Below are 24,407 nucleotides of genomic sequence, written 5' to 3'. Positions count from 1 at the left end.
TTCTAATTTCAGCCGAACAGTCCAAAGAGGGCAGCGGGAAAACAGGTTTCCGCGCCGACATCCAGGGCCTGCGCGCCATCGCCGTAGGCCTGGTGGTCGTCTATCACCTGTGGCCCGAACGGCTCACCGGCGGGTACGTAGGCGTGGACGTCTTCTTCGTGATATCGGGATTCCTGATCACGTCCCACCTGATCAGCAAACCGCCGCGGACCGCCAAGGACCTGGCGCTTTTCTACGGCCGGCGGATCCGGCGCCTGCTGCCGGCCGCCTTCGTCGTACTGGCGGCCACGGCGGCAGCCGCCCGCCTGGTCGCGCCGCCAACCCTGTGGGAGGGCATCGCCAAGGAAGTCATCGCCTCCGCTCTCTACGTGCAGAACTGGGTCCTGGCCGGCAGTTCGGTTGATTACCTCGCGGCGGAAAACGAGCCGACCCCCACCCAGCATTTCTGGTCCCTGTCAGTCGAGGAACAGTTCTATCTGCTGTGGCCTGTCATCATCCTTGGCGTCTTCTGGGCCGCCGGCCGCGCCGGGCGGAACCCTGTCGGCCTGGTGCGGGCCGGCATCGGAACGGTCTTTGCCGCTTCGCTTGCCTTCTCCACCTATGCCACCGCCGCCGAACCAGGCAGCGCCTACTTCATCACTCCCACACGCATGTGGGAGTTGGCGGCCGGTGGCCTCGTCGCGACACTGGCTCCGCTGGCAGCAACCCGGCTCAACCCGGCGGCCAACGCCGTCCTTTCATGGACCGGAGTGGGCGCCATCGTCGTTGCCGGCGTGACCTACACGGATGCTACGCCGTTCCCGGGCTACGCCGCCGCGCTGCCGGTGCTCGGTACGGCCTTGGTGATCCTCGCGGCCTCCGGGCACCGGCTGTCGCCGACCCCCCTGTTCGCGGCCCGTCCGGTCCAGTGGCTGGGCGGTGTGTCCTACTCCGTCTACCTCTGGCATTGGCCCCTGATCGTGCTGCTCCCCTACGCCAGCGGCGGCGACTTGGGCTGGCTGGACAAGCTGGCCATCATCGCCGCGACCTTGGTGCTGGCCGCACTCAGCAAGACGTTCGTCGAGGACCGCTTCCGCTTCACCCGGGCCGCCCAGGGGCTGATTCCGACCTACCGGTTCGCCGCCGCCGGAATGGCAATCCTCGTCGCCGCCGGCGGCCTCCAACTGGCCGAAGTCGGCTTCCGCACGCAGCAGGCGCAACAACAGTTGGCTGCAGTCGAAACCAGCGATGATCCCTGCCTGGGAGCTGCGGCAGTCGCCCAAGGCCCCGAAAAGTGCCAGCCGGAACCTGACGCCCCGCTGGTTCCCGACCCGGCCTTGGCCAAGGAGGACCGCGCGGACGCCTACGAGGACCAGTGCTGGTCCAACGCTCCATTCACAGATCGTCCCGTCTGCAAATACGGCGACGGTGCGACCCAGGTTGCACTGGTGGGCAATTCGCACGCGGGCCATTGGCTCCCGGCGCTGCAGATTTTGGCAGAGAAGAACGACTGGACCATCTCGACATACCTGGTTTCACGGTGCAACCCGACGGATGTCCCGCTGAAGTTCGATACCCAGGAGAAGACCGACAACTGCAGGAAGTACGGGGACTGGGTCCTCGACCAGACAACGGGCGGCCAGTACGACCTGGTGATCACCTCCGAACGGCAGTCCGTACCGGTACAGGGCGAGTCCTGGAAGACGACCGAAGATCCCGCTGTCGACGGGTACCGGTCCTATCTGGCCGAATGGGACAAGGCCGGAACCAATATCCTCGTCATCAAGGACCCGCCCTATCCGGGCAACGAGATCAGCTCAATCCCCGACTGCCTGGCCGAGCACGAGGCGGATGCTGCCGCCTGCAGCGGCACTCCGCAGGAGTGGCACTGGATGGATCCCCTGTATACCGCGGCCCGGGGCCTGGATTCTCCGCGGATCCATACGGTGGACCTGGACAGCTATTTCTGTCCTCAGGGCACCTGCGAGGGCGCCGTCGGATCGGTCGTGACCTACTCCGACGGTTCGCACATCACGGCGACATATGCCAAGACGCTCGCCCCCTACCTCGAGCAACCCATCAGGAACGCTCTGAAGAGCTAGAGTTTGGCCGCCCGGAGCCGATCCGCCGGCTCCGGGCGCACCGCTGTCCCTAAACGAGTTTCAAGCTCAGCGAGGCGTGGGCCGTGGCGTAGGGCCTCCACGACGGGCCGGATCCGGGAAAGCCGATCCGGAAGGACTTCAGCACGTTGTTCCCATAGACCTGCAGGAGGATATCCAGCTCGGCATTGTCGTCGCGCACGCCGAGGCCGATTTGGTGCTCTGTCACCTCCGCACTGATGCCGAGGCGCCCCGGTCCCCGTGCCTCGATCTCGGCCGGGAAGAATGCGGGGGCGCCGCCCGTACGCTGCGCGACAACCAGGTTTGCCCGGAGCAGTCCTTCCGCGGCCGGGCCGGACTGCTGCACCCAGGTAATGTCACCTGTGATGCCAAGCCCGCCCGCTGGGGTGTAGAAGAGTTCCTCGAGCCGGAAATCCAGCTCAACCAGGACCAGCCGTTCCGTGCGCTGGCGCCACGCAGTCTCGATCGTGGCGGCCCATTGTTGCAGGACAGCCGCATCGGAGAACCGCTCGCTCCGTTCCCAGGCGACGGCACCCAGCCTGCGCGCCAGGTCATCGTCGTCGCACAACCGGATGACGCGGTCGGCGGCGGCCGCCACGTCCCGCGCAGGCACGAGGAACCCGTTGAGGCCGTCCTCGATCACGTCGCTCGGGCCGTAGCGGATGTCGTAGGCGACCGGCGGACATCCGCGGCCAAGGCTTTCCATGAGGGACAGCGGCTGGCCCTCGTTGCGGCTGGTCAGCAGGGAAAAGCTGGCGGTCTCGAACTGGGCCGCCGCGTTCGGAGTGTGCCCGTGAAGGCGGACTGCCTCGCCCAGTCCGAGCAGGTCGATCTTCTCCTGCAGCTCGTCGCGGAGCGAGCCGGTCCCGTAGATGTCCAGGCGGACGTGCGGCCTTTGTTGGTAAACGCGGGCCATGACCTCGATGGCTTGGGCGACGTTCTTCTGCGGCTCCAGCCGGCATGCCATGACTCCCCGGCCGGGGACCCGTCCGGCGAAGTCCGGCAGCTTGCTGCTCCGCGGTTTCGGATTCGGCACAGTGAAAAGATTCGTGGCGGTTCCGAAGCGGGCTTCGTAATCCTCGCGCTGCTTCCTGGTCAGGAAGACGAGACCGTCCCACGCCAGGCTGTTCTCGTGGATCGGCTTTTGGCCCGTGGCGAGCTTGCCTAGGAACGGGTCCCCGCCACCGCCGATATGGCTGTTGTGGAGCACCATGAGTTTGATGATGTTCGATGCTTCCAGCGGCGCGACCACCTTGCTGGCGAAGGAGCTATCGACGATAAAGGCCGCCGGCTGCCCCGCGGCGAGCTCGGTCATCCAGAAGCGGTAGAAATCACCGGCGCGGCGCCACTGGGCCACCGGGGACCCCGAATCATCGATGAGAGTCAGGAAGCGCCCCTTGGCCGCACCGTTCCCCGACTGCGGTGCTTCGTCCCGGAAGAACTCGGTCCCGTCCGGGCGGTAGAAGTGGCGGGCGGCGACCGTAGTGCCGTCGGGGCGGAGGAACGTCCGCGTGTAGATATTCCCGGCGGTGTCAAGGGTAACCTCGGGCAGCCCCCGCTGCCCCTCGTCCGCCGGGACGTCGGCCGGTTTGGGTCCCGCGACGGTCCTTGCGTCCACCGCACGGTAGTGCTGGAAGACGTTGAGGACCTCGGTGTCCCCGGAGAGCTTTCCCTGGCTGCGGAGCCGCTCGACGGTTGACGCGTAGCTTGGCTTGATGTCGAAAGTCAGGACAGCGGTCGGCCGGCCCGCCTCACCGAAAGCCCCCGCCCGGTGCAGGCTCATGGTGGTCATGCCGCCAAAGTTGTCCGCAATGCCCCACAGCACCATGAAATATTTCATGTCCGGAAGGCGACCCCCTCCAACTTCCTGCATGCCGCTCACGAGTCCTTCCTTTTCAGGCTCAAGTTGCCGAACTTAGTCGGGTAAGGAAGCCAGCGCGCCACGCTACGGTCCCAGGTGACGCGCGTCCTCGACTCGCCTCCCGGGCCGCGGCTGACGAAATAGACGTCGGCCAGGCTGTCGCCCGCGACGTCAAGCGCCCGGAGCGGAATACAGGCCGAGGCTTCCAGCCGCTGTCCTGCCGGGTCCAGCAGCGCCGGGAACTCACTCTCGACCTGGCTGTTCCTGCCCACGATGACAAAGGCCGCGGCGTCAAGGCCGGGCCCGCCGGGGCTGGCGAAGCCGGTCAACGTCAAATCGCCCGCCGAGTTGATACCGGTCTTGGTTAAAGTGAATCCTCCGGACGATGCAGCAGGCAAAGTTTCTCCCCATGGTCGATAAATGAAGTTCCGCACACGCGGTTAGGCACCAACCCTATCGTCACGGCCGATTCATTGTGCCGTTGGGACGGCAGCATCGCGGGTTCAGTAAGATGTCACCTGATGTTTCCCCCAACCCGTCGCAAGGACCACAACTTGACTGATCTTTTTGCCCTGCCCGGCCGTACGTTGCGAGAGGGGAAGCGCAGCCTACGGAAATCCCTCAAACCCGTGGCCAAGGCGGTCCTCCCCACGGTGGCCGGCATTGCCGGCGAAACCATCGCCCCGCGCAAACCGGCCCGCGTTCCTGCCGCCAGCGTCCCTGCCGTGTCCGCCGAACGGGAGCCTGCCGCTCCGTCAATCATCGAGATTGTCGCCGGCGGCGGCTCATTGGCCCCTACGATTATCCGCGAAGCACGTTCGGCCATCGCCGCCGGGGAGGCCCAGACCGTGCTCTCCGCCGGCCACAGCCTGCGCGCATCCGGTTCTCCGGTCAATATCGTAAGGAGCCTGCGGGGCATGGCCCTGCTGGTGATCTCCGGCACGGACCTGGCCTGGCGCGAGTTCCGCGACATCGATGATGACCGCATCCTCAACCTGTGCCCGGCGGAATACTTTGCGGCAGCGTTCGGCGAGGCGCCTGACGAGGCCTCCGAAACCCTTGAGCGGCTCCTGGCCAACCAGGGGCACGAAGAGTGGCCGGCGGCTGCCGTGCTGTCCGTTGCCGGCGTGGCTTTCGCGAGAAACCGGTTGGATGCGGCGAGGCTCCTGACCCTCCACGGACTGGGCAGGCCGCTGCACTCCCTGACACGTCTGCAGCGCCGTGAACTGGAACGCCTTCAGACCTGGTTCCCGGAAGGCTCGCGCCGGAGACCGCTGGAGAAGCCGCAGGCTGCCGTGAACTTCGGCCTGCTCAGCTACCAGCAGCCGGACGCGTGGTCGAGGAACGTCGGCGATTACATCCAGACCCTGTCCTCCATCGGACACCTGGTCCGGCACAGCAACCTCGAGTTCGCCGGCGATCCTGACCTCGTACAGTTCCTGGAGGGCGCCCGTTCCCGCGTCAAGGACGAGCGCCGGCTCGATAGCGCGAAGGCAACTGTGGGCGTCGTCGAGACGTTCCGGGATGCCAGCACGCTGCAGGATATCCCCGAGAACACTTGGGCCTTCGCCTTCGGGTGGTACATGCACCATACCTTCGGCCAGACGTTCAACTTCCCGTTCCACGCCAACATCCGGCCGATCTTTATCTCGTTCCACGTCAATAAGCCGGACATGCTGACGCCCGAGGCAATCGATTACCTGAAGGCATACGGCCCGGTCGGTTGCCGGGACTGGCAGACCGTGGCGCTGCTGCGGGCAGCAGGCGTGCCTGCCTTCTTCTCGGGCTGCATGACGACCACGGTGGACACCGTCTTCCGCCGCGAGGGCAGCGACGACCGCACGGCAACGGCGTTCGTGGATGCCCCCAAGACCGGCGAAGGCGATATCCTGCTGCAGACGCAGAGAAACATGCGCGAAATGTCGTTCACCGACAAGCTTGGCACCGCCGTCGAGTGGGTCGGCAATTACCACGAGCGCTACCGGAACATTTCGACTTCCCGGCTGCACTGTTTCCTTCCAGCCCGGTCCGTCGGCTGCGACGTCGATTTCCATCCCAAGAACCCGTCCGATGTCCGCTTCGGCGGGCTAATCGGCACTACGCCGCAGGATTTCGACAAGATCCGGCAGGGTATCCTGGACAAACTCGCCGCGGTCGTTCCCCTGATTGCAGGCGGTGCCTCCGAGGACGTCGTGTATGCCAAATGGGCGGAGGTTTGTGCACCAGCGATGGCCGAAGCAGACCGCTTCCTGGCCATGAAGCCTGCGGTTGAACCGACCGCCGAGGACATCAGCGGCATGGCCCGCAGCGCCCTCTCCTCGGACGGCAAGGCCGTCGACGTCGTCGTCGATTTGCGGCCCGGAAGAGCCGAGCACCTGCAGCGGCTGGTCAACTCCATCGCAGCCGCAACCACGGCCGAAGTCAGGCTTTGGGTACCGGATCACGACATCCCGCAGGACGTGAAAAACAACCTGAGGCTGCCGTCGCCCTCGCTCAGCGTGCAGTGGCTGTCCGGCAAGGAACTCAGCGGCGGGTTCGGCCCGGTGTCCGCGCAGCAGCGACGGAACGTGCTGCTGGCCCTGGTCCCGGAGATCCTGGCCGGAAGCAGCCGCGCGGTCTACATCAACGACGCCGTAATGCTGCGGGCCGATATCGCCGACCTGCTGCGAACGGAACTCGGCGGACAGGTCGTCGCAGCACGCGATGAGCACCGCAAGGGTTACCAGAGCGGCTTCCGGCTGCTCCGGTCTATTTCCATCCGACACCGCGCGAACCACGCGAAGGCGATGGAAATGGTGGCAGTGAGCCACGCCCTGCACCCGTTCGATTTCCGCGTGTTCGACGCATCGGTCCTGGTCATGGACCTGGAAGCCGCGCGTTCCGCAGGCGTCGCCCGGAGCGTCGTCGGCCTCCTGGTCAACTACAAGATGGACTTCGGCGAGGCGCTGAACGCCGTCCTTGGAGCCGCGCGGTCCCCGCTGGATCCGGCGTGGAATTATTCGCCGCTGCTTGGCGACGGGCATGAGGCCAGGCTCGTCAACTGGCGGGACGGACGGAAACCGTGGAGCTCGGGGTACGCCCCGTTCGCCGAGGAGTGGCGCCGCCTGTGACGGCCCGGGTGCAGCCGGACAGCGGGGCGCCTGCCCAGGCCCGCGTCCGCCAGACGTGGATCGACCAGGCACGCTGGGCCGCGATCGTCCTGGTCGTGGCCGGGCACGCGGTCGGCATGCTGCGCGGGAGCAGCGGCCTGGCCCTGGTGGTGTCGAATTACGTCTACATCTTCCACATTCCGGTCTTCGTGATGCTCGCCGGCTGGGGTGCCCGCCGCGCCCAGGCCGACGGGACCGGGCTGACCAAGATCTTCTGGCAGCTGCTCGTGCCGTACGTCCTGTTCCAGCTGATCGCCTTCGGCTTCAACTACGTCTTCGAGGATGACAACCCCAGCTGGTCCTTCACCTTCCAGACCTTCGGGCTGTGGTTCCTGGTGGCACTGGCCGGCTGGCGCCTGATCGGGCCGTGGTTCCGGGGACTGCGCTTCGCCGTTCCGATCGCGGTCCTGCTGGCCGTGGCGGCGGGCTTCAGCTCGAACATCGACGGGTTCCTGTCGCTGTCCCGCATCCTGTATTTCCTGCCGATGTTCCTGCTGGGCCCCTGGCTGGTGGACAGGATTTCCGAATGGCGCAGTGATCTCCGGTTCCGCATCGGCGGCGTCGCCGTACTGGCGGCGGGCGGCGTGCTGACCGTGCTGCTGGGCGGAAACTTCAACCGCGAGCCGTTCCTGGGGAACGTGGGCTACGAAGCGATGAAAATGTCGGCGCTCGAGGGGACCGGCTGGCGCCTGCTGGCGCTGGCCGCCGGCACCCTCATGGCGGCGGCATTCATGCTGGCCCTGCCGGGCCGGCCTAACGCCCCGTCCCGGCTGGGGTCGTCCGTCGCCGAAGCCGGGCGCCATACCATGTACCCGTACCTGCTGCATCTTCCGCTGCTGACCGTGGTGGGTTCCACCGCCCTGGTCGACGCCGGTCAGCCTACCCTGCGCACGGCGGCCTTTATGGCAGGCTCGCTCGCATTCTGCATCGTGGCCAGCTGGAAGCCTGTCAGGATGTTGACGGCCGTCGTCGTGGAGCCCCGGACCTTGTTCCCGCCGGCGCCCGGGAAGGTCAGCTAAGCTCCTTGACGATCTGGCTGATGCTGTCCAGGGTCCGCTTGAGCTCCTCGACGTGCCGCTCGTCGAACGCGCTGAGCACCCGCTTCATTTCCGTCGTGGAGATGCCGGAGGTCCGGGGCAGGTAGACGACCTCGACGCTGTCGCCCAGGTCGTCGAACTTCCCCTTCCAGTCCTCGCCGATCCCGAAGACATCCACCCCGTACTTGGCGATGTCTTCGCGCTTTTGCTCCCACCGGTCTTCCGGGATGGCTTCGTCGACATAGCGGATGGACCGCACGATCTCGATCCGCTGGTCGAAGGGGACAACGGGTTTCTTGCCCTTGAGTGCGTTGAACTCGTCCGTGGATACTCCGACGATCAGCCGGTCCCCCAGGGAGCTCAGCCGCTTCAGGATGTTCAGGTGTCCGATGTGGAACAGGTCGAATGTTCCGTAAGTGAGGACCGTCTTGCCCACGTGCTACCACAGACCTTTTCTTCAGCTGGAATTTACCTCTTGTTCAGTCTAGGGCAGTTCAGCGGGAGGCCGGCGCAGGACAGGCGGGCGGGCTCAGACCACGGGCCAGCGGCCGGCGGCACCCATCCTGACGATGGTCGACCATTTGAGTTTCCGCCTGGCCTCTCCGGGGGCCCACGGGTCCTGCGTCCAGCCCGAGCGCCAACCAGCGAACCAGGGCTTGAGCTGCTGCGGGTGCCGGCGCGAACGCGCGAGCTGGACGAGCGTCCAGGAGCCGACGTAGGCCCAGCTGAACGGCCAGTGCAGGTTGCGGCGGGCCAGCCAGACTCGGTTGCGTGCATTGAGGCGGAAGAATTCCTCGTGCCGCCGGGGGTCGATCACCGGGTGCCCGGCCCGCAGCCCGCCGGCATACCAGGTCCGGAAGCCCGTATCCCAGACACGCCATGCGAATTCAATACCCTCGTGCGCGTACCAGAAGCTCGACGGCCAGCCGCCCGTCTTCTCGAAGACATCGCGGCGCATGGCGATGGCCATTTCGACCACCGAGAAGACGTTGCTGGAATCGTGGTTGTCGCCCTTGCGCAGCCGGGGAATCCAGCGCTGCGGCGCGTCCGGGTCCGCCGGGTCCTCGATCCGGGGCTGGATCATGCCAATGTCCGGGTGCTCGCGGAACAGTCGTGCGCACGAGGCGAGGAAGTCTTCCTCCGGCAGCCACGCGTCGTCGTCCAGGAAGAACAGGAACTCGCCGGAGACTGCGGGCACGCCGGCGTTGCGGCCGGCCGGGATGCCAAGGTTCTCCTCGAGATGCAGTGCCTTGAAGCCGTCCGGCAGGCCCTCGGGCCGCCAGCCATTGCCAACGACGACGACGTCGAGCTCGACCCCGCGCTGCGCCTGCAGCGACCGGAACCCCCGCTGCAGGTCCTCCGGGCGCGTGCCCTGCGTGAGGATAACGACGCCGAACGTCGCCTTCGTCCGCGAGGCGCCTTCCGCCGTCGTGCTTTCCGCTGTGTCAGCCATGATGCTGCCGCCTCACTTCCGCAGCCTGGGCGAGGCCATAATGGCCACGAAATGGCCGAGGTTTACGAACAGGACGCCGGGCACGAGGACGTACAGCAGCCACCGCTCGCCGAGTTCGGCCTGGCCCGCCACGAGCGAAACGATCGCGGCAGCGAGGATCAGCAGGCTCATTTCGACGGAGTGCAGGACGCGGTGGAAGGGCAGGAAGCGGGCGAGGCGGCGCAGCCTGCCCACGAACGAGGCGGACGGAACCGCCTTCGCCTCGGCCGTGTCCGGCAGTTTTCCCAATCCTGCCAGGGCGCGCGATGCGTGGACCATCTCGTTCTGCGCTTTGTTGAGCACAATCAGCAGCGCCAGCACGGCGCCGAGGAACAGGTGCAGGTATGCGGCCGCCGGATCCGCATTGAGCAGGCCGAGGTCCAGGACGATCCGCAGGGCCAGCGCCAGCGGAATCAGCCCCTCGGTGGTGTAGTGGCCGATCTTGTCGAGGAAGATCCCCTTCGGGCTCTGTGTCCCCCGCCACCGCGCCACCTCGCCGTCACTGCAGTCAAAGTAGAGCTGAAGCTGGGAGAAAAAGACCGCCAGCAGCGGGCCCCAGATGCCGGGGATCAGCAGTGCGGCCGAGATGGCCCAGCCGGAGAGGATCATCAGGCCGGTGACGCCGTTGGCGGAAATGCCGGTGCGGACCAGGACGCTGGTCAGGTAGATCGAGATGTGGCGCAGGTAGAGCTCCGCGGTCCAGTGCTCGGCGTTCTTGCGGCTGCGCACTTCCGGAGGCTGCGCCACTTCGCGCAGCTGCTCCAGCGTCGGGCGGGCCGGACGGGTCGGGCCGCTCATGATTTCCTCCTGCTCGTGTCCACCGTGCCGTGCGCGCCGAAGATCCGGCCCCGCAGGTACCCCAGCCCCCAGCTGACGTGGATTCCGGGCAGGACGGCCAGCAGCCGGAGCCGTTCGGAAAGGGTGAGGTCCGCCTTGATGGTCACGGCCGCATAGACGGTCCCGAGCACGTACAGCACGGGGACCAGGCCCGCCAGCAGGAGCAGCACAGCAAGCCATGCGGGCCAGGCCGCGGTGGCACCGGCGGCCAGCAGGACGTCCGCGGCCAGTCCTACGGCCAGCCCGATGACGAGCAGCGGCGGCAGGAAGTGGCGGACGGACTTGCCTTCCTTGTGGCGCCGTGCCAGCTCGGCGCGCCAGATCCCGGCTGCATAGAACTGCCGGACCATCTTGGTCCAGGTGGCACGCGGCCAGTACCTGACCTTCAGCTCCGGATCGAACCACACGGCGTAGCCCGCCTTCCGGAGCCTGAGGCACATGTCCCAGTCCTGGCCGCGCCAGAGACTCTCCTCGAAGTGGCCGACCGCGTCGAGCGCCTCGCGCCGGAAAATGCCCAGGTAGGCAGATTCCGCCGGACCTTCCGGCGCGCCGCTGTGGTAGGCGGCGCCGCCGAGGCCCAGCGGCGAGACGTACGCCGTGGCGACGGCCCGCTGGAAGGGCGTCTTGCCCTGGGCGTCCATCAGCCCGCCCACGTCCGCCGCTCCGGTGCGCAGCAGGGTGGCCACTCCCCGCTCGGTGTACCCGGGCTCCAGTTCGGTGTGGGCGTCGACTCGGACCACCACCGGATACTGCGAGGCACGGATGGCCAGGTTCAGCCCGGCCGGTGTCCGGCCCGTCGGGTTGTCAACCGTGTGCAGCCGCGGCTCCTCCGCCGCCATCCGGGCGACCACCTCATTGGTGGCATCGGTCGACGGCCCGAGGGCGAGCACGATCTCCTTCCGGCCGGCGTAGTCCTGGTCGAGGATGCTGCGCACGGCGGCTTCAATGTGCTCGGCCTCATTGAGGATCGGCATGACGTAGGAGACGCCGGGGTGCTGGATGATGCGCGACAGGGTGGGTGAGTCGGGCACTACTTCTTGGTTTCCTTGTACGCGTCGACGACTTCCCTTGGATCGCCGTCCATCATGAGTTCGCCCTTGTTGATCCAGATCACCCGGCTGCAGGTATCGAGGACGGACTTCATGGAGTGCGAGACGAGGAAGACGGTGCCCGCGTTCTCGCGGATCTCCCGGATCCTTGCTTCGCTGCGCTGGCGGAACCGCTGGTCGCCTACGGCCAGGGCTTCGTCCACGATCAGGATCTCGTGCTGCTTGGAGGCGGCGATGGCGAACTTCAGCCGCGCCTGCATGCCGGAGGAATAGGTGCGCATCGGAAGGTCGATGAAGTCCTCGAGCTCGGCGAACTCGACGATGTCGTCGCGCAGGCGGCCGATCTCCTGCTTCGAGAACCCCAGGGCAAGGCCGCCCAGCTGGATATTCTTCTCCCCCGACAGGTCGGGGATCAGGGCCGCGCCCACGCCCAGCAGGTTAGGCCGGGACGAGGCGTAGACGGCGCCGTCGCTCGGCGGAGTCAGTCCAACCAGCGCACGCATCAGAGTGGACTTGCCGGAGCCGTTGGACCCGATGATGCCGATGGATTCGTTTTCGTAAGCCGTGAAGGACACGCCCTTCAGCGCGTGCACTGTCCTGATGCCGCGGCCCGCGCGATTGAGCAGCGCGCGTCCGGTGCCCTTGACCGGGCGTCCGCCCGCGTGCACCTGGTACTTCACATGCAGGCTGTCGACGACGACGACCGGCTTCCGCCCGTCCGCTGCGGTTTCGTTGAGCACTTCTTCTCCGGTTTTAGTCGACTCGGCCATAGCGCTCCTCGGCTGCCCAGAAGAACAGGACCCCGGCGACAAAGACCGCGAGCGCCCACACCGAGAAATACAGCCAGTAGATCGGATTGAATTCCCCGCCCGGCATCAGCAGCCCGCGGGCGATTGACAGCACTTCGTGCAGCGGGTGGAAATCGAAGAGGGCCACCGCCCAAGGGTAGGGCGCCAGGATGCGGTCAATGGCAAAGAGCACGCCGGAGGTGTAGAAGAGGATCCTCGTGACGAGCGGCAGCAGCTGCGTCAGGTCGCGGATGTGCACGGTCAACCGCGCACCGATCAGGGCCACGCCAAGGTTGAACACGGTGAAGATCGCCACCAGCGGGATCATCAGCAGCCATTCCGCCCGGATCGGTGCGCCCAGGATCAGGATGTAGACCACCATGACCCCGAGCATCGGAACCAGGGTCATCAGCTGCTGGATGACGGTAGACAGCGGCAGGGTGATCCTCGGGAAGGCCAGGGACTGCACCAGCGCCCCGTTGCCGGTGATCGACTTGGCACCGTTGTTCATCGAGGTCGAAAAGAACTCGAACAGGAACACCCCGATCACCACGTGCATCGGGAAGTTCTCCGGACGATTCGATCCCTGCAGGACGCCGAAGATCAGGCCGTACATCAAGGCGTTGAGCGTGGGCTTGATGAAGATCCACAGCATGCCCAGCCGGTTGCGCTGGTTCGCTGCTTCAATCTTGTACTTCGCCATGGCGATGGCGAAGTCGCGGCGGCTCCAGGCATCGGCTAGGTAGCGGGGCAGCGACGGCCGGGCACCGACTCGGTGGAGTCGATTCCGGTGCGCATAGTCGACAAGGCTCATGCCAGGTGTGTTTCCTTACAGCAATCGGTTTGTAACGTACTGAGTTTAGAGGATCAGCCGGGCAGCTCGGTCGGCGTCTCGGTGCGGAAGTAGATGCGCAGCTGGAGGCTGTGCTGCCCGGCCGCGTCCTGCGAGTAGGTCGCCTTGCCCACAATCCCCTTCAGCTCCCCGGTACCGGAGCCGGGAATAATGTGGCCGTCGCTGACCGCCACTTCCCCCTCGGCGAGGCCCCAGTGCTGGATGATCATGGAGCCGGACCTGCCGTCGACGGTACCGGTGAAAACCTCCGAGCCCACGTAGCCTGCTCCGCGGCCATTCCCTGCCATCAGCAGTTCTGCGCGGCTGGTGCCTGTGATCAAACCGTCAAAAAGCTTCGTCACCCGGACCCTGCTCAGTTCCGAATTGGAGCCCTCCATCTCGTAGGGCTCGGGGTCCCACTCGGTGACGTCGAAATCGGCGGCGATTACTTCTTCGGGTTCGGTCGTCATTGCTCCAGTATCTCCACTCTCTGCTGCCGCTGCCTTCGGAGGCGGCCGCCTCGCGGCCCGCCCTGCCGCGGGTCAGAACAGCCTGTCGTCGGCCGCGTCCCGGTATTCCTTCCGGAAAAGCCTGCGCGTCCTGGGGTCGAAAAAGATCAGGTAGACCGCGAAGGCAACGGCCACGAACGCGGCCAGCAGCCGGGCCGCGTTCAGGTCGATCGCGATGTACGGGAAGATGTCCAGCTGGTCCGCGATGGCATAGACCATCAGGAACGATGTGACCGAGTACACAGTCCGCACCTGCCAATCATTACGGATGCCGGTCGCCGCGAACAGCGGCAGCAGCCAGACCACGTACCAGGCCTGGATGATCGGTGCCAGCAGCACCACCGCTGCCATGGCCAGCGCCAGGCGGCGCACGATCAGCTCGTGCCTCCCGCGGAACATCATCCACAGTACGACGGCGATCGACAGTGCCGTGCCCGTCTTATGTACCAGCCAGGTCACCGTCTCCCCGTCCAGGGAGAAGGCATCGAACATGCCGCCCAGGGCCGCGCCGAGGAGGCCGATCGGGGCGTACCAGATCCAGATGCTCCCGGGGGTGCTCAAGGCCGAGACCCAGCCGAACCCGAATCCGTTGATCACGCCGAGGACGCCAAGGATTCCCAGCGACAGGCCTGCGGTCACGGCCCAGTAGAAGAACTTGCGCGGCCAGCTGGCGCCCTTGCCGGCCCAGAGGAGCCCCAGGAACGGCAGGAAGATCAGCGTGATCGGCTTGATGCCGACGGAGAGCGTCACGAGCAGGATGCCCCGCAGCGGCTTCCCCACCGCAGCGAGGTACAGGCCGCCGAGGGCCAGCCCCAGCATCAGGGCGTCGTTATGCACGCTGGCGATGAAGGTGGTCAGGAAGAGCGGATTGGCGCAGGCCAGCCAGAGCGCGCGGTTCGGGTTGATCCCGTGCAGTTCCGCCAGCTTCGGACCGTAGTAGACGCACATGGCCGCCCCGGCCAGGGCAATGATGCGGAACAGAATGATGGAGAACTCGGGGTGGCCGCCCGTCAGCCAGACGACGAACTCTTCCATCCACAGGAAGACCGGCCCGTAGGGCGTGGGGCTCTGCGCCCAAAGGTCGTCGGCCCCTGTCTGCAGGTAATTGGAGAGCTGGTCGTACCCGTCCACATAGGGGTTCAGGTTGTTGACCATCACCTTGCCCTGGGCGATATAGGCATACACATCCCGGCTGAACAGCGGGATGCTGAACGCCAGCGGAATCCCCCACGCGATGATCGCGGTGTAGGTCGCCCTGCGGGACTCCGCGCCCCACACAGTGAAGCGCTGGCCCAGGCGCAGCCAGGAACGGACCAGGAGCATGCCGCCGAGCGCCAGCAGCACCACGGAGAGGACGACGCCGGCCGGTTCTACCCGAAGCCAGATCAACAGCGGCCAGCGGCGCAGTTCGGAAATCGATGCCAGCCAGCCGACCCCGAGCGAACCGAAGAACATCAGGAAGGAGCCGATAGTGCCTTCGATGATGCTCCGCGCCGACTGCCCGCCTCCTTCGCGCCCCTTGGCGGAGCCGGTCGCTTCAGCAGCGGGCATGCTCGCTGTCATGGTCTCGCCATATCCAATCCATCCGGGCGGTCAGGTCAGTCACGGCACACTGCTGGGCCGGTTGCCACGCCGCGCGGCGGCGTTCCCCGGGAACGGCGGGCAAGGAGGCTGCCGCGGGCCCATGCCGCGGGGGTGCCTAACAGCGAATTCTAGCATTCGGACCCATCGCCGCCCCGGCAGGGCCCGCCGCGTGGGCGGTCCGGAACGACTGGCCGGAGGGCCGACGCGGTACATTGGAGCGGTGCCTATCTCTAATGAACATATTGTCTGGATAGATTGTGAAATGACCGGGCTCGACCTGGAAAAGGACGCCCTGATCGAAGTAGCCGTCCTCGTCACCGACTCGGAGCTCAATGTCCTCGGCGAAGGCGTCGACGTCATCGTCAAGCCGGCCGAGGAGGCATTGGCGCAGATGGGCGACTTCGTCCGCCAGATGCACACCACTTCGAAACTGCTGGACGAGCTTCCGTCGGGCGTTTCGATGAGCGAGGCGGAAGACCGCGTGATGGAGTACATCACCAAATGGGTCCCCGAACCGCGCAAGGCCCAGCTCGCCGGCAACTCCGTAGGCACCGACCGCAACTTCCTCGCCCGCGACATGCCCCGCGTCATCGAGCACCTGCACTACCGCATCATCGATGTCTCCACGATCAAGGAACTCTCCCGCCGGTGGTTCACGCGAGCCTACTTCCAGGCTCCGGCCAAGAGCGGCGGACACCGGGCCTTGGGCGACATCAAGGATTCGATCAACGAACTGCGCTACTACCGGCAGGCCGTCTTCGTCCCCTCCCCCGGCCCCGACTCGGCGGCGGCCAAGCAGATCGCCGCATCCGTCTCCGCCTCCGCCGTTGAGTAGCACCGATGTTAGGTGGGCCACATTTAGTGGAAATCGGGCCAAAAACGCCCGAATTGGCTAAAACCACCCCGCCGGACATGTAGACTAATCTGCGTTGCCTTTTGTGGTTGAAGACCGGCAGGAACCGCTAGAGTGGAGTCTGCCGGGAGGAACAAGGAGGCATATGGTGGGTATAGCTCAGCTGGCAGAGCGCCTGGTTGTGGTCCAGGAGGTCGCGGGTTCAATCCCCGTTACTCACCCCATTTAGGGTTTGGCGTCCACGCCGACCCGGCAAGAGCCGCATGGAACATCTCCAGGCGGCTCTTCGCTTTTTCCGGCCGTGCCACATGAGGAGAAGCATGACGATCCGTCCCGTCACCATCACCGGGGAACCGGTCCTGCACCGCCGCGCTGCCGCCGTGGAAGACTTCAACGACGAACTGCGCGAACTCGTCCGGGACATGTACGAGACGATGGACGAGGCCCACGGCGTCGGCCTCGCCGCGCCGCAGATCGGCGTCGGCCTCCGCCTCTACACCTACCACTACGCGAACGACGACGGCGTTCCCGAACGCGGCGTCGTCGTCAATCCTTCGGTCACCCTCGGCAAGGTGTCCGGCGCCGAGCCGGATCCGGACGACGAAGTCGAAGGCTGCCTGTCGGTGCCCGGGCTGTCCTATCCGCTCAAGCGCGCGGAGTGGGTACGTGTCCGCGGCTTCGACGAACACGGGAACCCGCTGGACTTCGAGGCCACCGGATGGTTCGCGCGGGTCATGCAGCACGAATACGACCATCTGGACGGCAAGCTCTATATCGACCGCCTCGACGGCCGCTGGGGCAAACGGGCGCGCAAGCACATCAAGAATGCCGGCTGGGGCATACCCGGGCAGACGTGGATGCCGGGCGTGGATCCCGATCCGTTCGGCCACTAAGTTCCGTGCCGGCCGGCCCTGCCGCCGTCAGTAGTCCGTGAAGCCGGAGCGGTGCTCCTTTTCGCAGCGCAGGTAATCCTCCGTGGCGATGTCCTTGAGCCTGGTCAGCTCGTCCACGCGCTTCTGCGGAACTTCGCCGCGGGCAAACGCGGCCTTGGCGTCCTCCAGCAGGCGGACGGCTTCCTTGTGGTTGGCCTGGGCCTTTTCCCAACGCGTCAGCTCTGTCTCAGTCATGGGGACATTCTAGGAACACGGCTGCGGCAAAAGCCATAGCCGCAAACGAAAGTGCCGGCCGCGCCACAGGGGGGCGCGGCCGGCACTTTCAGCCGGACCAGTCGGGGCCAGGTCAGCCGATCGCCTCGGCGAGCGGCTCGTTGGCGACGACGGGGAACTGCTGCGGGTGGACCCCCGCGATTTCCTCCAGGACGCGGATAACCTGGCAGCTGTAGCCGAACTCGTTGTCGTACCAGACGTAGAGCACGGCGTTCTTGCCGTTGGCGATGGTCGCCAGCCCGTCCACGATGCCGGCGCGGCGCGATCCGACGAAGTCCGTGGAGACGACCTCCGGCGATGCGATGTAGTCGATCTGCTTGTGCAGGTCGGAGTCCAGCGACACCGCGCGCAGGTAGCTGTTGAGCTCGTCCTTGGTTGCTTCCTGCTCCAGGTTGAGGTTCAGGATGGCCATGGACACGTCCGGGGTGGGAACGCGGATGGCATTGCCGGTCAGCTTGCCCTCCAGCTCGGGCAGCGCCTTGGCCACGGCCTTGGCGGCACCGGTCTCGGTCAGGACCATGTTCAGCGCAGCCGAACGGCCGCGGCGGGAACCCTTGTGGAAGTTGTCGATCAGGTTCTGGTCATTGGTGTACGAGTGCACGGTCTCGACGTGGCCATGAATGATGCCGTACTTGTCGTTGAGCGCCTTGAGGACCGGGGTGATCGCGTTGGTCGTGCAGGATGCGGCCGAGACGATCTTGTCCTCGGCGGTGATGTCCTTATGGTTCACGCCGTGGACGATGTTCTTCAGGTTTCCCTTGCCCGGGGCCGTGAGCACAACGCGGGACACACCCGGGCACTGCAGGTGCTGGGACAGCCCGGCCTCGTCGCGCCACTTGCCGGTGTTGTCGACGACGATGGCGTCCTCGATGCCGTACTGGGTGTAATCCACCGTGGACGGATCGTTGGAGTAGATGAACTGGATCAGGGTGCCGTTGGCGAGGATGGTGTTGGCTTCCTCGTCCACGGAGATGGTGCCCTCGAAGGGTCCATGGACTGAGTCGCGGCGCAGCAGGCTGGCGCGCTTGACCAGGTCGTTCTCGCTGCCCTTGCGGACCACCACAGCGCGCAGCCGCAGGCCGTGTCCGCCGCCGGAGTGCCCGATCAGGATCCGGGCGAGCAGGCGGCCGATGCGGCCGAAGCCGTACAGCACGACGTCGGTGCTGGTGCGGGTGTCTTCACCGCGCTTGCCGACGATTCCCGAGAGTTCCCCGCGCAGGAACTCCTTGAGGTCGCGGCCTGCGCCTTCGTCCTTGAACTTGCCCAGCAGGCGGGCCAGGTCGACCGAGCCTGCGCCCAGCTCGAGTTCGGTCAGAGCCTGCAGCACGGGGAAGGTTTCTTCCAGCGGCAGCTCCACCTCGTCGATCTGGCGGGCGAAGCGGTGGGCCTTGAGAATGCCCACGACGGACTGGTTGATCAGGCTGCGGCCATGGATGGACGTGACCACATTGTTCTCGCGGTACAAACGGCCAATCAGCGGAATCATCGTTTCAGCGAGCGCTTCGCGGTTGATCCACGTATCCAGGGCCGCTTCAGACTTCTGGTTCACAGAGTTACCTTCCTACATCAGCCGGGGTCTTCCTCGATCCCGGTTGTACCCCGCCGCGAATTCCGCGGCGAAACCCCGCAGCGAAGTCGAATGCTCTTCGCGCAGAACACACAGTCGCCTCGGCTGGCTCAGTGCTGTTGGGTGTTGCCCGCTTCCATTTTAGGGAATCCGGTCACACCCACGAATCGGTTACGTGTGAAGTCACTCACAGCGGCCGTACAAGGTGGGACAGGTTGGCCTGTGAGCCGGGTTCTGTCACCTGCACCGGTTTCCCCGTGCAGGGTAGCGATCATCCATCTAGGAGCACCGTTGCCGGTGCCCTCAAGCGGCCTACCCGGGCACTCGGGCGGGCGGCCCTCGAACGTGCCCTGTCTGGCCTTGCTCCGGGTGGGGTTTACCTAGCTGTCCCGGTCACCCGGGACACTGGTGGTCTCTTACACCGCCGTTTCACCCTTACCAGGCGCCGCGCGAGCGGCCCTGGCGGTCTGTTTTCTGTGGCACTTGCCTGCGGGTCTCCCCGAGTGGGCGTTACCCACCACCCTGCCCTGCGGAGCCCGGACTTTCCTCGGCAGCTGCCCGCGGGCAGCCAACGCGATCGCCCAGCCAACCTGTCCTTCTCCCACAATACAGCCGCGCGTGTCCCGGCCCGACATCGATGCAGAGGCGGACCCGGATTCGCGGCTGCCGGTCTGTAAGCTCTTATGGTGCTGATTCTGCTCCCACCCTCCGAAGGAAAGACGGCCGCTGAGAAGGGCCTTCCGTTCGAACTCGCCGAGTTGAGCTTTGCCGAGCTGAACGGTCCGCGCCAGGAAGTCCTCGCCGCGCTGGCCAATGCGAGTTCCCATCCGGAAGCCCTGGCGCTCCTGGGCGTGGGCGCTTCCCTGGCCGAAGAAGTGGAGCGCAACAGGCGCCTGGAGGCCGAACCGTCGGCACCGGCGCACACCGTCTACTCGGGGGTCCTGTACGACGCGCTCGGCTACGCCAGCATGACCGCCGCGCAGAAGCGCAAGGCGGACGCCGCCGTCGTCGTGATCTCTGCGCTCTGGGGTGCGATCGGCTTCGCCGACCGCATTCCGGCCTACCGGCTGTCCATGTCCGTCGGGCTTCCCGAGACGGGCAAGCTCGCCGGTTACTGGAAGAAGCACCTGCCCGCGGCGCTGGACGACCGCGCAGACGGGCAGCTGGTTGTCGACTGCCGTTCGAGCAGCTACGCCGCCGCCTGGGCGCCGCCGGCGGAGAGCACGGTGGCGGTCAACGTCGTCCAGGAGCGCGCCGGCAAGCGCACCGTCGTCTCGCACTTCGCCAAGCACACCCGCGGAGAACTCGCCCGGCACCTCCTGACCCGCCGCGGCAAGGCTCCGGCCACACCTGAGGCGCTGCTCAAGGCAGCGGAGGAGAAGTGGCGGGCCGAACTGACCCCCGGCACCGGACGGAAGCCGCACGCCCTGAGCATCATCCTGGAGGGCTGAGCGGATGGCGCGGGAACAAACCGAGCACACGCTGGTCCACGAAGGCGTGACGGTCCACTGCAAGAGCCGCCCCGCCAAACTCGACCGGCGGCATCTCATTGTCATGTTCGCCGGGATCCGCCCGATCGACAGCTACGAGTTCGACGGCCGCGGTTCGCGGGACAGCCAGGCGAACTGGCTGTGGCTGAAGGATGATTTCGGCGGCCAGTACTCCTACTACCTCTGCAACGGCCTGGACTTCTCCGTCGAGCGAGCGGTCATTGCCGCCATCGACCGCGAACTGGAGCGGCTGGGGCTTGGCCACGACGACTGCACGCTGGTCGGCTTTTCGAAGGGCGGGTTCGCCGCGCTCTATTTCGGCATCAAGTACGACTTCCCGAACATTGTGGCCAGCGCTCCCCAGATCTACGTCGGCAGCCACACGGCCAAGCACCGTCCGGTCATCCACCGCCACCTGACCCGCACCGGCAGCGGTGAAGAGCGGCAACTGCTCGACAGCCTGCTGCCCGATGCGGTCGCCGGGGACGCCCGCCGCGACCGGAATATCTATGTGTTCAGCGCGGTGCAGGACCAGTTCCACGCGGAGCAGGTGGAACCAGCGCTCCCCTTGCTGCGGCGATACTCCAACTTCAACTACATCGAGACGGATTCCGACCTCGTCAACGAGCACTCGGACGTCACCCGCTACAACATGCCGCTGCTGCTTTCCGTACTGTACGCCCTCGGCGAGAATGTCGCGCCCAGGTACGGTGAAGTGCGCAACGGCTACCGGCAGGACCCGGAAACAGCGGCGGCCGGCCTGCGGAAGCAGCGGAGCTCCTCGGCGGCCGTCGTGGACCTTCGGGACGGCAGGCTGGCCGGCCCGAAGTTCTTCCCGCAGGGAGTGGCATTCCTGCGCGGCCATGCAGCGGACCGGCCTGGAGCCTTGGGAACGTCCCTGGTCCTGCAAGGCAGGCAGGGGCGGCACGAATTCCCGCTGGTCCAGGTCCAGGACCGCGGCATCTACCAGACGCACTACGAGGACTTCTTCTGCGACTACCGCTTCGGCAAGTTCCGGGCACCGCACGACGGACTTGACCTCTCCGGCCTGCCCCGCGGCGACTACGAGGCCTCGCTGGCGCTCACCGCGGAATCAGCCGAGCAGACCGCCGCCTGTGTCTCCACCACACGGACGGTGACGGAAAGCAACGACGGCGGCGACCTCATCACCTTCGCGTCCGACAGCAAAGGCACCGTGCTGCGCAAGCGCCCGATCCTCGGAAATGCGCCGCATCAGGCCGTGTTCGACATCAAGAGCCAGTGGGCGCGCGGGGACCGGATCCATTTCGACGGCACCTTCGCTGTCCGGGGCACGTCGATGACCGGCTGGGAATCCGGCCGCTATTACCTCGTGCTGGCCTCCGCAACCAGCATCTGGTCCGTGCCGCTGGCCGGTGCCCGGGTCACCGAGCCCGCCGACTATTTCGGCGACGGCCCGAAGAGCCACACCCATGCCCGCTTCGCCACGCCCCGCTTCGCCGGGGTGACCCTGGCGGGCCTGGAGCCAGGCCTCTACGAAGCCCATGTCTCGCTCAGCGCCGGCGGGGCCATCCACACGATGGCCACGGGCCGGCGGGTCAGGCTAGAGGCGGCACCGGACGGGAGCCTGAAGGCTTCCCTGCTCGGCCCCCGTCCGCCCGTTTCCAACCGGGCCCGCGCCCGGAGGCTCCTCCGCGCGGTGAAGCGCCGGGCGGACCGGGTGCGGGGAAAAACTCCGAGCGGGCGGGATGCCTGACTAGCTCCAGTCGGCCGAACGCACGAGGATGCAGCCTGAATCCGGGCAGAACACGATTTCGTCCGCCGCCGCTCCGCGGATCTCGTTCAGGTCTCCCGGGCTCAGCTGCATGCCGGAACCCTCGGACTTGCCGTGGAACAGCCGCGCGGCCCCGATCCCGCGATGGGCGCGGGTCTTCTCGTAGACCGCGAGCAGCGGGGCTTCGAAAGTAGCAGCCAGCTCCGCGCGGGCAGCCTCGACGTCCTTGCGTTCCGCGGCGATGCCGGCCAGCTCGTCATCGCGGGTCTTCTCCAGCGCCACGAGTTCCTGCGCGAGGGCATCGTTCGATTGCTGGTGTTCGGCCTGGCGAACCCTTACGGCCTCCAGGCGCTCCATGACTTCCAGCTCCACGTCCTCGAGGTCCGAACGGCGCTTGTTCAGCGACACCAGCTCGTTCTGCAGCGCGGAGAGGTCCTTGGGCGAGCCGGCGCCGCTGTCCAGCCGCTGCTGGTCGCGATCAATACGGGCCTGGACCACTTCGACGTCGGTCTCGGCCCGCTTGAGCTGCATGGCCGTGTCGCTGGCTTCGGTGTTGATGGCCACGAGCCCGGAGTCCGCGGCGGCGAGCTTTTCCTTCAGCGCCGCGATGTCCGCGTTGGCCGAAACCGCGGCAGCGCGCCGGTCCAGCTGGGTCAACTTGCTGTCCAGTGCCTGAAGGTCAAGCAGCCTCAGCTGCTCGGATGCTGGTGCCTTGGCCATGGATTTCCTTCCGAATGCGAACCGTGCCCTCTCGGCCGGCATTGTCCTAGCCTATCGCCTCGCCCCGTCGGCTCAGCCCGGTGTGAGGATGAAGTCCCAAGGGTCGGTGTTGATCCCGCTGACATTGACCTCGACGTCGTACCCCTGGTCGCGCAGCACGTTGTCGAGTGCCTCGGCGGCAGGGGTCAGCCAAAGCCATTCGCTGCCGAAGTGCGAGACATCGATCAGGTACGGCCGCCCCTCCACTGCTCCCTCGCGCGCCTCCGACGCCGGGTGGTGGCGCAGGTCCGCCGTGACGTACACATCGGCCTGCGCGGCGCGGACGGCGTCGAACAGGGAATCCCCCGCACCTCCGCAGACGGCGACCGTGCGGACCACCCCGTTGCGGTCCCCTGCTACCTTCACTCCCCCGGCAACCGCCGGGAGCATGCCGAAAACGACGGCGGCGAAGTCGCCCAGCGTCGTCGCTTCCGACAGCTCGCCGACCCGGCCGATGCCTTCTTCCGGCAGCCCCTTCTCCGCCGGCACCAGCGGCTTGACGCCCTGGAGCCCCATGGCGTCTGCCAGCACATCCGAGACGCCTCCGACGGCGCTGTCTCCGTTCGTGTGCACCGTCACCAGGGCGCAGCCGCCCTCGATCAGCCGGTGCACCGCCTCCCCCTTGAAATGCGATGCCGCCACGGAATTGACCGGCTTGAGCAGCAGCGGATGGTGCGTGACCAGCAGGTCCGCCTGCCAGGCCAGCGCCTCGTCGATGACTTCCGCCGTCGGATCGACGGCGAAGAGGACCCGCTTGACCTCGGCCCCCGTCCGGCCGACCACGGGCCCCACAGCATCCCACGGCTCGGACAGCGACTGGGGCCACAGCTCTTCAATTGCGAGCAGCACATCCCCCAGCACGGGCGTGCCGCCCGGCTGCTCTTCGGCGGCAGGCTCCGGGGCATCCGCGGCATTCTGCGCTTGATCGTCGTCGTTCATGATCCTTTTCTACCCCAAATGGCCGCGCCCCCGCGCGATCATTTCGGGCCCGGCTCCGCTTCGGGAATGTTCGCGGACACCATGACATTGTTAAGACCATGAAGACTTTTGTGCTCGGCGGAGGCTGCTTCTGGTGCCTGGACGCGATCTACCAGAAGACGAAAGGAGTCACGGAGGTGGTTTCCGGCTACACCGGCGGCCACACGGAGAACCCGTTCTATGAAGCGGTCTGTTCGGGGACGACGGGACACGCGGAGGTGGTCGCGGTCACCTTCGACGAAGAGGTGGTCCCCGAGGACGTCATCCTGGGCTTGTTCTTCGCGGCGCATGATCCCACCACGCTGAACCGGCAGGGGCACGACGTCGGCACCCAATACCGCTCGTCCATGTTCTACCGCGATGAGCAGCAGAAGGGTCTCTTCGAGGCGGCCATCGCCCGTGCGCAGGAGGACTGGCGGGACCCGATCGTCACCGAGGTGGCGCAGCTAGGTCCCTTCCATCGCGCCGAAGAGTACCACCAGGACTTCTACGCCAAGCACCCGGAGCAGGGCTACTGCCAGGTCATCATCAACCCCAAGCTGGCGAAGGCCCGGAAATATTACGCGCAATGGCTAGCGGCTTAACGGCCGCGGGCGGCGCTGGC

General features: G+C 66.3%; 22 protein-coding genes, 1 tRNA gene and 1 other RNA gene. 9 read left to right on the top strand and 15 right to left on the bottom strand.

Going from position 1 to position 24,407, the window contains the following annotated elements; all coding sequences use genetic code 11:
* The first annotated feature begins 5 nt into the window (after positions 1-5).
* Positions 6-2,081 (top strand): acyltransferase family protein, encoded by a 2,076-nt coding sequence (locus tag AHIS1636_RS15070; RefSeq protein WP_309298614.1) that lies wholly within the window; start codon positions 6-8, stop codon positions 2,079-2,081.
* Between the two features lie 49 nt (positions 2,082-2,130).
* On the opposite strand, the gene AHIS1636_RS15065 is transcribed toward AHIS1636_RS15070, so the two are convergent.
* Together AHIS1636_RS15065 and AHIS1636_RS15060 are read right to left on the bottom strand one after the other, a co-directional pair.
* Positions 2,131-3,939, bottom strand: a complete 1,809-nt coding sequence (locus AHIS1636_RS15065; protein WP_264796648.1) for a glycosyltransferase — start codon at positions 3,937-3,939, stop codon at positions 2,131-2,133.
* Between the two features lie 38 nt (positions 3,940-3,977).
* Complete coding sequence (locus AHIS1636_RS15060) at positions 3,978-4,394, bottom strand: hypothetical protein (RefSeq protein ID WP_264796647.1); 417 nt, start codon at positions 4,392-4,394, stop codon at positions 3,978-3,980.
* 120 nt (positions 4,395-4,514) lie between these two features.
* Here AHIS1636_RS15060 and AHIS1636_RS15055 point away from each other — a divergent pair, with 120 nt between their 5' ends.
* Together AHIS1636_RS15055 and AHIS1636_RS15050 are read left to right on the top strand one after the other, a co-directional pair.
* Positions 4,515-7,070: a glycosyltransferase family protein gene (locus AHIS1636_RS15055; RefSeq protein ID WP_264796646.1), complete on the top strand. Its 2,556-nt coding sequence runs from the start codon at positions 4,515-4,517 to the stop codon at positions 7,068-7,070.
* Positions 7,067-8,128 (top strand): acyltransferase family protein, encoded by a 1,062-nt coding sequence (locus tag AHIS1636_RS15050; RefSeq protein WP_264796645.1) that lies wholly within the window; start codon positions 7,067-7,069, stop codon positions 8,126-8,128. The genes AHIS1636_RS15055 and AHIS1636_RS15050 overlap by 4 nt, the downstream gene beginning before the upstream one ends.
* Here the strand turns inward: AHIS1636_RS15050 and AHIS1636_RS15045 are convergent.
* The 8 genes from AHIS1636_RS15045 to mptB form a co-directional block, all read right to left on the bottom strand.
* Positions 8,121-8,582, bottom strand: a complete 462-nt coding sequence (locus AHIS1636_RS15045) for an FAD synthase family protein (protein WP_264796644.1) — start codon at positions 8,580-8,582, stop codon at positions 8,121-8,123. The genes AHIS1636_RS15050 and AHIS1636_RS15045 overlap by 8 nt on opposite strands.
* A 93-nt stretch (positions 8,583-8,675) precedes the next feature.
* The gene (locus tag AHIS1636_RS15040) at positions 8,676-9,599 is read right to left on the bottom strand and encodes a glycosyltransferase family 2 protein (RefSeq protein WP_264796643.1); all 924 of its coding nucleotides are present in this window, start codon (positions 9,597-9,599) and stop codon (positions 8,676-8,678) included.
* Positions 9,600-9,611: 12 nt separating this feature from the next.
* Positions 9,612-10,436, bottom strand: a complete 825-nt coding sequence (locus AHIS1636_RS15035) for a CDP-alcohol phosphatidyltransferase family protein (RefSeq protein WP_264796641.1) — start codon at positions 10,434-10,436, stop codon at positions 9,612-9,614.
* Complete coding sequence (locus AHIS1636_RS15030) at positions 10,433-11,449, bottom strand: glycosyltransferase family 2 protein (protein ID WP_373875858.1); 1,017 nt, start codon at positions 11,447-11,449, stop codon at positions 10,433-10,435. The genes AHIS1636_RS15035 and AHIS1636_RS15030 overlap by 4 nt, the downstream gene beginning before the upstream one ends.
* Positions 11,450-11,505: 56 nt before the next feature.
* Positions 11,506-12,294, bottom strand: a complete 789-nt coding sequence (locus AHIS1636_RS15025; RefSeq protein ID WP_264796639.1) for an ABC transporter ATP-binding protein — start codon at positions 12,292-12,294, stop codon at positions 11,506-11,508.
* Positions 12,278-13,126 (bottom strand): ABC transporter permease, encoded by an 849-nt coding sequence (locus tag AHIS1636_RS15020; RefSeq protein ID WP_264796638.1) that lies wholly within the window; start codon positions 13,124-13,126, stop codon positions 12,278-12,280. The genes AHIS1636_RS15025 and AHIS1636_RS15020 overlap by 17 nt, the downstream gene beginning before the upstream one ends.
* A gap of 53 nt (positions 13,127-13,179) precedes the next feature.
* The gene (locus AHIS1636_RS15015) at positions 13,180-13,614 is read right to left on the bottom strand and encodes a DUF3224 domain-containing protein (RefSeq protein ID WP_264796637.1); all 435 of its coding nucleotides are present in this window, start codon (positions 13,612-13,614) and stop codon (positions 13,180-13,182) included.
* Positions 13,615-13,686: 72 nt separating this feature from the next.
* Positions 13,687-15,216, bottom strand: a complete 1,530-nt coding sequence (mptB, locus tag AHIS1636_RS15010) for a polyprenol phosphomannose-dependent alpha 1,6 mannosyltransferase MptB (protein ID WP_264796636.1) — start codon at positions 15,214-15,216, stop codon at positions 13,687-13,689.
* A gap of 241 nt (positions 15,217-15,457) precedes the next feature.
* On the opposite strand from mptB, the gene orn reads away from it, so the two are divergent.
* The 3 genes from orn to def all read left to right on the top strand — a co-directional run bounded on the left by orn (position 15,458) and on the right by def (position 16,983).
* Positions 15,458-16,072: an oligoribonuclease gene (orn, locus tag AHIS1636_RS15005; protein ID WP_264796635.1), complete on the top strand. Its 615-nt coding sequence runs from the start codon at positions 15,458-15,460 to the stop codon at positions 16,070-16,072.
* Positions 16,073-16,238: 166 nt separating this feature from the next.
* Positions 16,239-16,314: transfer RNA gene (locus AHIS1636_RS15000), tRNA-His, on the top strand.
* 96 nt (positions 16,315-16,410) lie between these two features.
* Positions 16,411-16,983: a peptide deformylase gene (def, locus tag AHIS1636_RS14995; RefSeq protein ID WP_264796634.1), complete on the top strand. Its 573-nt coding sequence runs from the start codon at positions 16,411-16,413 to the stop codon at positions 16,981-16,983.
* 27 nt (positions 16,984-17,010) lie between these two features.
* Here def and AHIS1636_RS14990 read toward each other — a convergent pair whose 3' ends face one another.
* From AHIS1636_RS14990 to rnpB, 3 genes are all read right to left on the bottom strand, one after another.
* Complete coding sequence (locus AHIS1636_RS14990; RefSeq protein WP_264796633.1) at positions 17,011-17,217, bottom strand: hypothetical protein; 207 nt, start codon at positions 17,215-17,217, stop codon at positions 17,011-17,013.
* A 112-nt stretch (positions 17,218-17,329) separates the two neighbouring features.
* Positions 17,330-18,805, bottom strand: a complete 1,476-nt coding sequence (locus tag AHIS1636_RS14985) for a glyceraldehyde-3-phosphate dehydrogenase (RefSeq protein WP_262104974.1) — start codon at positions 18,803-18,805, stop codon at positions 17,330-17,332.
* A 225-nt stretch (positions 18,806-19,030) separates the two neighbouring features.
* Positions 19,031-19,416: RNase P RNA component class A (gene rnpB / locus AHIS1636_RS14980), an RNA gene on the bottom strand.
* Positions 19,417-19,509: 93 nt separating this feature from the next.
* Between rnpB and AHIS1636_RS14975 the strand changes: the two genes are divergently transcribed.
* Positions 19,510-20,274, top strand: a complete 765-nt coding sequence (locus AHIS1636_RS14975; RefSeq protein WP_264796632.1) for a YaaA family protein — start codon at positions 19,510-19,512, stop codon at positions 20,272-20,274.
* A 4-nt stretch (positions 20,275-20,278) separates the two neighbouring features.
* Complete coding sequence (locus AHIS1636_RS14970; RefSeq protein WP_264796631.1) at positions 20,279-22,048, top strand: accessory Sec system protein Asp2; 1,770 nt, start codon at positions 20,279-20,281, stop codon at positions 22,046-22,048.
* Here the strand turns inward: AHIS1636_RS14970 and AHIS1636_RS14965 are convergent, their stop codons facing one another.
* Together AHIS1636_RS14965 and AHIS1636_RS14960 are read right to left on the bottom strand one after the other, a co-directional pair.
* Positions 22,049-22,786, bottom strand: coding sequence for a zinc ribbon domain-containing protein (locus tag AHIS1636_RS14965; protein WP_264796630.1), 738 nt, complete (start codon positions 22,784-22,786; stop codon positions 22,049-22,051).
* A 72-nt stretch (positions 22,787-22,858) separates the two neighbouring features.
* The gene (locus tag AHIS1636_RS14960) at positions 22,859-23,764 is read right to left on the bottom strand and encodes a Nif3-like dinuclear metal center hexameric protein (RefSeq protein WP_264796629.1); all 906 of its coding nucleotides are present in this window, start codon (positions 23,762-23,764) and stop codon (positions 22,859-22,861) included.
* A 98-nt stretch (positions 23,765-23,862) separates the two neighbouring features.
* On the opposite strand from AHIS1636_RS14960, the gene msrA reads away from it, so the two are divergent.
* Entirely contained in the window at positions 23,863-24,387 is a 525-nt protein-coding gene (gene msrA, locus AHIS1636_RS14955; RefSeq protein ID WP_264796628.1) for a peptide-methionine (S)-S-oxide reductase MsrA, read from the top strand.
* Positions 24,388-24,407: the final 20 nt, after the last annotated feature.

This window comes from Arthrobacter mangrovi (assembly GCF_026011795.1).
GTDB classification, from domain to species: domain Bacteria; phylum Actinomycetota; class Actinomycetes; order Actinomycetales; family Micrococcaceae; genus Crystallibacter; species Crystallibacter mangrovi.
Note: the sequence above shows the minus strand (reverse complement) of the source record. Positions and strands in the feature narration are given on the sequence as shown.